The organism is Mucilaginibacter sp., from assembly GCF_036568825.1.
Taxonomy (GTDB): domain Bacteria; phylum Bacteroidota; class Bacteroidia; order Sphingobacteriales; family Sphingobacteriaceae; genus Mucilaginibacter.
Genome location: NZ_DATCRU010000107.1, coordinates 49,575 through 59,321, shown reverse-complemented (window position 1 = coordinate 59,321; position 9,747 = coordinate 49,575). Strand labels below are relative to the sequence as shown.

Sequence of the window (9,747 nt, the reverse complement as noted above, 5' to 3'; positions counted from 1 at the left end):
AGGTAACGCTGTACAAGCCAAATTCATTTAGCGAGGTGTTATTATAACCGCCTGCTACACCATTATCGCTGTTCAGATCGGCAAACATGGGATAATAACCGCCGTAATATTCTGGCGCTTCCAGCGTGCTGTACATCCCGGTAACAGCTTCCGATAACCCAATAGAGTCTTTAAAAAGCTGGGTATTCTGCACAGCGGTAGGCGATACCTGGTTCAGCTTGGCACAACTGCTGATCAACACTGCCGATGCGAGGATGAAACCAAAAGCTGCTATATTTTTAATTCTTTTCATTTTTCCTGCTTCTTAAAATTTCAGATCAACACCTATGCTTAAAGTCCGTGCAGGCGGGTATGCCGCAAAATCTATCCCCGCTGTAGAATCATTACCTCCGCCTGTTGAGCTCACTTCCGGATCAAAACCAATATACTTAGTTATAGTGAGCAGGTTTTCGGCCTGTATGTATATCCGCACGCTGCTAAAGTATTTTGGCTTATCTATCGTATAGCCGATGTTAACGGTACGTATTTTCATGAAGGAGCCATTCTCTAAAAATTCATCGGAGTTGGGGAAATAGTTCTGTAATAAAAATGAAGGCCGGGGGATATCGGTCACTTGCCCGGGATGCGACCAGGCGTTTAGTACTCTTGTATCGTTATTGGCGTACACTCCACCCAGGTAAGCACCGCCTGGTGTCGAGGCGCTGCTCCATCCTAAGCTTTCGTAAGTTGTTCGGATCAGGTTAAACACTTTATTGCCGTAAGAGAATTGTGTAGCAATCATCAGATCGAATTGCTTGTATTTAAAATTATTGGTAAAACCACCAAAAAACTTTGGCCGCGGACTGCCGATGGTCGTTTCATCGCGGGTAAAGTTTACCTGGTCGGCGCGTTCTTTGGTACCATCGGCTGCATAATATAAAGCATCGCCATTGGCAGGATCAACACCGGCAAAACGCACACCGATAAACTCGCCAACCGGTTTTCCTACTTTTAAAATATTAGTAGGCGATTGGTCGGTATAAGAGCTCACCAACTGGTCATCAACCGACAGGGATTTAACAACATTTTTTAAGAAAGAGATGTTAAAGGAGCTCGTCCAGCTAAAGTTATTGGTTCTGATATTGTTGGTTGTCAGTTGTATCTCCAAACCCCTATCCTGAATTTTCCCGGAATTGGTATACACGGTCTGGAATCCTGTTGTGCCCTCTACCTGTGCGGGGTTTAACAGTCTGGCTTGATTGGAAATAAAGTATTCGACCGATCCGTTCAGGAAATGATGAAACAATTCAAAATCGGCACCTACATTAAAAATGGTATTCACCTGCCAGGTTAACGGGTTCGACGATAACAGGTTGATCGGTACAAAACCAGAGCTCCCGTTGTATTTGGCAGTACCCCAGTAAGCATAATTCAGGTAATCAGGGACATTATCCTGCTGTCCGGATGTGCCGTAGCTTGCACGAAGCTTTAATGCATCGATGAATTTGCTATTAGCTAAAAAGCTCTCGCTTGAAACATTCCATCCGGCAGAAACTGAAGGGAAATATCCCCATCTATGGCCTTGTTCAAATTTCGATGAACCGTCGGCACGCATAATGACTGCCAGCAAATACTTGTTATCATAATCATAATTTGCCCGCGAGATGAAGGAGTTGAGATCAGTATAAATTTTGGGATAAAGCACCGGGATATTGGTTGATAATGCTGCATTATTAATGTTCTGCACCCCACCAGTTTGAGGGAAGCCTATTCCTTTTGTAGCCTGTTGCTGTATCTCCGTCTGCTGTTGCGAAAATCCGCCCAACAAATTCAGATGATTTTTACCAAAAGAGTGCTGGTAAGTAAACAGATTCTCATTCAGCCAGGTAGCATGTTTGTTTTCGCCGAGAAGCAATTTACCCCCGTCAGTCTGGGCATCCACAGTCAATGGTGAAAAGTATTGGTTGTCGTTTACATTATCGTAATCAATGGACCAGGTACTTCTGAATTTAAAATCCTTTGTGATCTTATATTCGCCATAAACTGATCCGATAAAACGGTCGGTATAAGTATGGGCATTGATCTCTTTGGCCGATTTTACCGGGTTATCCGACAGCCAGTAAGCCTGGTAATTGTTAAAGTCAGCATAAACACCCGGCGATGAATATACGGGCATCAACGGGGACGCGCCTAAAGCGTTCGTCACAACACCGGTATAGGTGTTATCATTAAAGCTGCGTTTATTATCAGAGTGCGAAGCGCTGATATTGGTACCGAAACTAATTCTATCCGTTGCCTGATTATCGATATTGGTTCGGAAATTATAGCGCTTGTAGTAGTTAGTGATAATGATACCGTCCTGGTCGAAGTAACCGCCGCCAACAAAAAATTTGGTCTTTTCATCACCGCCTCGCGCCGATAGCTCGTAGCTTACAACAGGCGCAGTCCTGAATATCTGGTTCTCCCAATTGGTATTAATGCCGCTTGCCAGGTCATAATATGGCGCAGCAGGATTTGGTATCGGGTTGCCGTCAGCATCAAGGATACCTACACTTTGCAGATCATCTAGCGAAAAATGCGGATTGGGGTTATTGTTAGCAATATCATTATGATAAACCCAGATATCATTTTTAATAGCCGTATTGGTTAGGTTATAAAACTGCTGGGAGTTCAGGAAAGGTATTTCTTTCTCAATAGATTGCGACCCATAATTTACATTGAAATCAAAAACTGTTTTGCCCGCTTTACCTCTTTTAGTGGTGATCAGTACTACGCCGTTAGCAGCGCGAGAACCGTAAATGGCTTTGGATGCATCCTTCAACACTTCAATAGATTCAATATCATCAGGATTGATATCAGAGATCGAACTGATATTCTGCCCGCTTCCTACGGATTGCCCCGAAAGATCATAGGAAGTTCCCAATGATGAATTGCTTTCACTTTCCATCGGCACACCATCCACCACATATAAAGGATTTTGCGCTCCGCGGATACTTACAAGCAAGCCTGCTCCCGGAGTTCCAGAGGGTTGCGTTACGTTGATTCCGGATAGTTTACCCTCTATGCTTGCAGCCAGGTTAGATACGGGCTGATCTTTAAAATCTTTGTTTTTAATGGAAGATATGGCCCCGGTAACTTCGCTTTTCTTTTGTGTGCCATAGCCTACTACCACTACTTCTTTCAATTCCGCTTTTGATTCTTCCAGAACGATTGTGATGCTGGTTTCTCCTTTGATCTCAATTTCCTTTTTTTCATACCCGGCTGATGATATCTGAAGCACATTTGCAGAGCCACTAAGTCTAAGAGAAAAAGTACCGTCGTTTGCAGTAGCGACTCCCTGGTTCGTGCCTTTGATAAGGATGGAAACCCCGGGAATTGGAAGCCCCTGATTGTCCTTAACAATACCTTTTAATAAATGATCCTGTGCGAAAGCCGGGAGAGATGATATGGAACAGAGCCCAATAGTTAAAAGCAGTAGTAAACGTAGAGTTTTCTTCATTTATGAGCTTTTACGGAAGTTTTAATTAAAAAATAAACCTAATGTTAACCATTTATTCCGAAAACCCCAAAGGCTTTGATAATCAGCACAAAAAAATGCATTATGAACTTTCGTCCATAATGCATTTTCGTTCAACATTTTTTGCCTCGATTATTTCACCCAACCTTCTTCAAAGCCTGATTCCTTTTCTGTTTTGCTTGCCCCCATATCGATATTCCATGCCGATGTCACAAAGTAAGGCTCAGCATGCGCAGCATCTTTATCAGCATATTTACAATGGATCACCCTGGTTTCACCGGGAGCCAATTCCAGGTAATTATCGCTGAAGATCACCGGCAGGATATCGTCCCCACCCTTACCTTTCAGGGCACGCAAATGTACCTGGAAGGCCACCGTTTTACCGGTATTAGTGATGGTAACTGCGTGCCTGGTGGTATCAGCGCCTTTTTCGGTTTGATAAGAAACTTTTAATGGGGTTTTGCCGATATTTTTCAGGGCAGAAAAATCAGTATATGATGTTTCAGGTGTCATATACCATTTTGATTTCTTCCAGTTCAATACATCCGGTTTGGTAGATAGCCAGTACCAGTTGATGTCTTTTATTTTCCCGGCAGCATCTTTTAACTCTAATTTCAGGAAATAGGTAGTTGATAAACCTGTAATAGCAGGTAAGGAAAAACATTTTTGTACGCCGTCAGCATCTACGCTGGTGGCAACTGTATTGGAATATTTTTTGGTTCCATCGAGGTTGTAGATTGTTGCTTCGGCTTTTAAACCATTGAATTTTTCTTGTAGCGAATTAATCAAATTCACAGAATTTGATGCATAGGAATACATAATATGCAGCGGCTCCATTGATTTCTTCATACCGAAATATGTACCCGCCGGATATAGGTAATAGTCATAAGTATGCCAGATCAGTCCCGGCCATGGGTTGCTGCCCATCCATTGTACCACGCCGGTGGCAGTATGGTATTTGTGTAGCCCATAGCCTTCCATCATCGCGCGGTGCGCTTCATAATTCTGCGCTTGTGCTTCGGCTATATATTGTTTGATGTTAGCAGGGTTGCCATATCGTCCAATCAACGCCGCATTGAATACTTTAGTGGTGCCGAAGGTCATGGTACCGCAGTGGTAGTTCCAGTCGGCTGAAGTATACCAAAGCGAATCCTTCGGGATAAATTTGATCAAACTCTCATAAGGCGGAATTGATGGGCCCGGAGAGATTTCTGTTGCAAAGCTCCAGGTACCACCGCCGTATTTCCCGGTCGAGTCAGTTTCCCAGTAGATCGGCGGCACCCATTCATACGGGCCTGCCATTTTCACACCACTAAAGCCGGATACTTTTGATTTACTTTCATTAGCGGTCGATATGGTAGGATTCGGCCACTTTAATGCTTTTTCTATTTTTAGATAATCGCGCTCAACGCTGGTATCGCGAGGTGGCATATCGCTACCGTTGAGCCAAACCATCAGGCTTGGTTTGTTACGCAACCAGTACATCACGCTGCTGTCAGATGCCATGGCGACTTCTCTTTTAGCCTTGTCCCAATTCTCAGGATATTGCCATGCACCGCAGCACATCCAGCCGGTCATTACCAGCATGCCGTATTTATCGCACATGGCGTAAAAATGATCGTCCTCCATCTTTCCTTCGGAGCGGACGATGTTCATATTCATATCACGATATAGACGAATCTCTTGCTCTTGTCTTTCTTTTGATCTGCGCTGAAATATATCCGGAGACCAAGCCGCACCGCGTATCATAATACGTTTCCCGTTAACTATAAACACACGCGAGTGGTCATCGATCAGTTTAGAGGTCATCTCCCTGATGCCAAAGTTCTCAGCTATAGAATTGCTTACAGCACCGCCACGTTCTACAGATAATTCGATATGATTCAACTCAGGTTTACCATATTGCCATGGCCACCAGATATGCGGATCTTTAATATTCAGTTGCTTGTATTCGGCAGGAGTAAAGGTTACATTCTTGATCTCATTTGGTCCTAAATGCACTTTCTTTTCAAAAGTAATATCGTTGTTGATCTTACCTTTTACGGTTACGTTCTGTTCATTTTTTGAGTAGTTAGTTACCAATGCGTCTACTGTCAGGTGCGCAATCGCCAGCGATGGCATATCAAAATGGGTGGTCACCAATGGGTATTGTATGCCTACTTTGTCATAAGTTTTTATTTCGACATCGTTTACGATACCACCATTGTAATCTGGCGGATAGTGTATCCAGTCTGCATAATCTATTGCAAGGTCGCCTTTCTCTTTATTTGGATTGAACGGACGGAGAATTTCCAATGCCAATACATTGTTCCCGCTTTTGATCTGTTTGGTAACATCCAACTCAATAATGCGGAACGGCCCTTTTATTTTAGTTGAGTCGGCTATTAATGTTCCATTCAGCCAAACATTAGCTTTATAATTGATGCCATGTAGTTTAAGCACCACGTTTTTATCCTTTTCGGATGCCGGTAACTCAAATTCTTTTCTAAACCACCAGGGCTTATCCAGTGCCGGATCATTAAGTTTCTCAAAATTCTTCCCGAAAAAAGGGTCGAAATCATACACATGATTGGCCAGCAAACCGGCAATGATTGTCGATGGCACACTGATCTGATACCATCCCTTCGGCTCGAATTGTGTTTGCGATACCGTTGCACCCGGTGTGGCATCTTTCGTAACCGACTGCATTTGCCAGCCATCTTTTAATATCATCCGGTGGGTTTCATTGTCTTGCGCAAAAGAATAATTGACAAGCAATGCCAATAGGAATAAGAAGTAAATCTTTTTCATGACAGATTATTTGAGTGTTATTTAATGTCTCAACTAATGGCTTCAGTTTGTAACTGAAACCAGAAAAAGGAATATTCTATTTTTCATAGCGATGGGTTTGAAACCCATCGCTATGAAAAATGACTTATTGCGCATCATAATACAAAGCAGCTGCGCCCAGTATGCCGCTGTTTTGCAATGCTGATACTTCGATCTTTATCCGCTCAGCTGATTTGGTATAAGCAAAGGTTTTGATCTGCTCCCACATCATTTCCTGGAAGAAATCATAGGCATGACGAACCGATCCGCCTAAAATAATCAGCTGCGGATCATAAGCATACATCACCATTTTGATAGCATGACCGATGTGCGTACCTAACTCCTTGTATAATTCCAATGCCCGGGCATCACCTTTTTGTGCATCTTCAAAAACCTTTACACCATCCAGCTGATAAACATTCTGAAAGAACGAGCCGCTGCAATAAAACTCCAGGATATTATCCAGGTAGCTGAATAAGCCGAATTCACCTGCGCCGCAATTATAACCCGCGTAGAGTTTACCATTGATGATGACACCCGCACCTAAACCTGTGCCCAATGTTAAACCGATCACTGAACCAAAACCCTTGCCTTTTCCAAAATGATATTCTCCCACCGCAAAGCAATTGGCATCATTGTTTACAAAAACAGGGATGTGATATTTCTCTTCCATCAACCGTTTCAAAGGCACCTCAACCCACGACGGGATATATTGTACATCATATACAATTCCGTTCAACACATCCACCACGCTGGGTACGCCTATTCCGATCGCTGTAATACTATCATCTATCAAAGCATCCACCACCTGGTAAATATCCTCCAGCACTTCCTCCACTGTGCCATCGCTGTGAATGCGTGCCGAAACAATATTTAACAATGTATCCCCAATAACAACAGCACCGCGAATATTGGTTGCACCCAAATCGATGCCTATAACTTTTATATCCATTTATATATTAATCCTTTTTATCAAAAACAGTTTGATTTGTAATGAGTGGTTTTGCCCAAAAACCGATGCTGAGCATGTAGCCGAAAGTGATGTACAGGAACATCATACCCCCTCGCAGACCGATAACATTGCCCAATGCACCAATCAGTATCTGTACAACCGCTCCGCCGATGATACCGGTAACCAGTATACCTGCAAATGAGCCATGATCTTCACTAACCGAGCTCAGTGCAAGCGAGAATATGATAGGATACATTACTGACATAAAGAAACCCACGATAGAGAATGAGTATAAGGAAACCTGCGCACTGCCAAATAATCCCAGCGACAGGCAGATCATAGCGGGTATAGTAAATAATATTAGTAGTTTACGGCTATCCATTACCTTGAGGAGCAGCAATCCAATTATCCCGCCGATCAGCATCAATCCCCAAAAATAGGCCACAGCATTAGCACCGGCCACCTGCGGGTCGAAGTGATGATATTCAAACAAAAACTGGGACATCCAGTAAGATACGCCCTGCTCAGTGCCCACGTAGCAGAACAGCGCGATGAAGTAAGCAATAACCACCGGTCTTTTGAAAAGCTTTACGTGGCTTTCCCACGGACCAGCTTTTTCATCACTCTGCAACTCCACTTTCGGGAACTTTGAAACAAGAAGGATCACAAACATGAAAAGGCAGATAACTGTAAAGAGCCAGTATAACGATATCCAGTTAAGCCCGTGCGGAACCAGGGGTTGTAGTATGGAAAAAACACCCGAATGATCTCCCGCATTTAAGTGGGCCACCATATAAGAATATACCAGCGGACTAACAAAGGAAGCTCCCCCGAATATCAATTGTGCCAGAACCGAAGTGAACGCATAATTCTCCGCCCCGCCAGCTGTCCTTAATAAGGGATTGATCACTACTTGCAGCATGGCCATACCACAACCGATCAGGAAAAGCGATACCATGGCTGTCAGATAATTTGGTACCGCTGCTAAGAGTAACGAACCTAAAAAAGCAACAACGAAAGCAGCCACCATGATGGTCTTCTCGTTATACTTTTGAACCAGCATGCTTGACGGAATAGACATTACACCATAGGCTATAAAAAATGCAAATGGAAGAGCCCCGGCAAGCAGATCGCTTAGTTTAAAATCTTTGATGAATTCGGGGGATAACGGACCGATAATATTGGTCAGGAATGATATGACAAAAAACGTGAGCATGATCAATGCCACGATGTAATAACTGCGTTTCATGTAGTTTAATTTAGGCTCAGAGAAAGCGTAACTAATATCAAGCAAAATTTTAGCATTACCTAACTTTTGCAAAATTTTTAAAAAGTTTCCGGGTGGTATCTCAACTTTGTTACAAAATATATCCCTTAGACCTGGCTGATCTAAGGGACATATGAGTTTTGTGAGAGAATAATCTGTTATTTCAGCTTATCTATCATTTCATAACGATCTACCGAAGTACTATACTTTGGAAATTCATTGAAGACATCATAGTAAACATATTTCTTGTTTTGATCGATGCCAGGGATGATCTTACCAATTACCTTTTTCAAATTGTCGTTTTCCTTTTGTAAACCTTTCACATCTTTCAATTTCACAGTCGACCTGTAATATACTGCAGGGTAAGTGCCCTCGGGAGTTTGCTGAGTGGTTACGCTAAATATTAGCGGACGACTAGGTATTTGGGTTACCGAAAATGGGAAAACATATTTTTTATTGATCTCGTCAAGAACTTTTGCTCCGAAATTATGGATATCAACCTCATCCGGGTAGCTCCAGCCATCGCAAGGCACAGTACATGACTGAGCCAGCTGAGCATCGGCCAATGCATCCAGGAGGTATTTTTTTGCATACATCTCTTTAGCCAGATCAAACAGTTCGGGGGCTGTCTTACCGTTAAATGTATATGGACTTACTTCCAGGTGGCTTACTTTCCATCCGTAGTTATACTTACTGTAAATAACAGATATGAGGTATTTATTAGGTATATCTTTTGGAACAAAGAAAGCAAAATACATCTCCCGATTCTCTGGCTGGTAGCCAAGGGAGTAATTTTTAATGCCCTCATTTAATGATTGAATTTTTGTTGCACTACGGTCTTTATTAACAACATAATATTCGTCCATCAGCTCATATGTCCCATCCTTTAAATGGTTGCTGCATAGTTCAATTAACCGCAACTTGCCGGTATTTTGCAGCAATTCCTGTGAAAACAATGCATCCATTTTAAGGTGATCGTTCGCCTTTAGTCCGGCCATTACCTGGTCGTTAAGCTTATGAAAATCATCCCTGGTTCCTGATTCAATTTTGTCGTTTTTCCAGGTACCGGGTTCGTGTGATTTACAGCTTACGAGAACAGATGCGATTAATAAAACGCTAAGAAGCTTAATTAATGTGGGGTGGGTATTCATGTGATAAATTAAGGTTGATTATTTAGTGCGATAATAAGAATTCAAAATGATATTCCAAAGAAATAGATAATGG

At 42.6% G+C, this 9,747-nt stretch carries 6 protein-coding genes; all 6 read right to left on the bottom strand.

Annotation, left to right across the window (positions count from 1 at the left end):
* On the bottom strand, positions 1–292 hold a 292-nt coding region (locus tag VIM89_RS23400), incomplete at its 3' end, for a hypothetical protein (RefSeq protein ID WP_488158614.1).
* A 12-nt stretch (positions 293–304) separates the two neighbouring features.
* Entirely contained in the window at positions 305–3,478 is a 3,174-nt protein-coding gene (locus VIM89_RS23395) for a SusC/RagA family TonB-linked outer membrane protein (RefSeq protein WP_488158613.1), read from the bottom strand.
* Between the two features lie 150 nt (positions 3,479–3,628).
* Positions 3,629–6,286: a glycoside hydrolase family 2 protein gene (locus tag VIM89_RS23390; RefSeq protein WP_488158612.1), complete on the bottom strand. Its 2,658-nt coding sequence runs from the start codon at positions 6,284–6,286 to the stop codon at positions 3,629–3,631.
* A gap of 124 nt (positions 6,287–6,410) precedes the next feature.
* Entirely contained in the window at positions 6,411–7,256 is an 846-nt protein-coding gene (locus tag VIM89_RS23385; protein WP_488158611.1) for an ROK family protein, read from the bottom strand.
* Between the two features lie 7 nt (positions 7,257–7,263).
* Positions 7,264–8,505 (bottom strand): MFS transporter, encoded by a 1,242-nt coding sequence (locus VIM89_RS23380; protein WP_488158610.1) that lies wholly within the window; start codon positions 8,503–8,505, stop codon positions 7,264–7,266.
* Between the two features lie 176 nt (positions 8,506–8,681).
* Positions 8,682–9,674: a hypothetical protein gene (locus VIM89_RS23375; protein ID WP_488158609.1), complete on the bottom strand. Its 993-nt coding sequence runs from the start codon at positions 9,672–9,674 to the stop codon at positions 8,682–8,684.
* Between the last annotated feature and the right edge of the window lie 73 nt (positions 9,675–9,747).